1 protein-coding gene is annotated in these 499 nt (G+C 60.9%); it reads left to right on the top strand.

What is annotated here, in order from left to right; genetic code table 11:
- Nucleotides 1-499 (top strand): YfdX family protein (locus CG51_RS18885; RefSeq protein ID WP_035747709.1); only part of this gene is annotated, 499 nt, incomplete at both ends.

Here is a 499-nt window from a genome sequence, read left to right as displayed (position 1 = left end):
ATGAAACGAACGCTGCGATCGCCGCGATCGAGAAGGGCGATACAGATGCGGCGATTGCTGCGCTCGCGTTGGCCACGGGGAAGCTCGAGACCGTCGTCGCGCGTGAACCGGATCTCGCTTTGGCGCCCGTACGGATCGATCATTTCACCTATGACGTTCTGGGCAGCGTCGAAGCCGTCCGAAAACTCGGCAAACAGATCGAGGACTTGGTCGACGATGGGAAGTTCCAGGAAGCGAGACCGCTGCTGAGCGGGTTCGCGTCCGAGGTTGTCATCCGGACAACCAGCCTTCCGCTTGCGACCTATCCCGACGCGATCCTTGCAGCGACGGCACTGCTTGATGACGGAAAGACCGACGAAGCGATGACGGTACTCAACGCCGCACTGAGCACCCAGGTGGTGACCGACACAGTGGTCGCCCTGCCTCCGCTCAGAGCCGTAGCGATGATCGAGAAGGCCAAAGCTCTGCTCAATGACGACGGTGAGGCGGCAAACGACAA

It is taken from the genome of Haematobacter missouriensis (assembly GCF_000740775.1).
Lineage (GTDB): Bacteria > Pseudomonadota > Alphaproteobacteria > Rhodobacterales > Rhodobacteraceae > Haematobacter > Haematobacter missouriensis.
The sequence above is the reverse complement of the archived record's forward strand: the minus strand, read 5'-3'. Positions and strand labels throughout refer to the sequence as shown.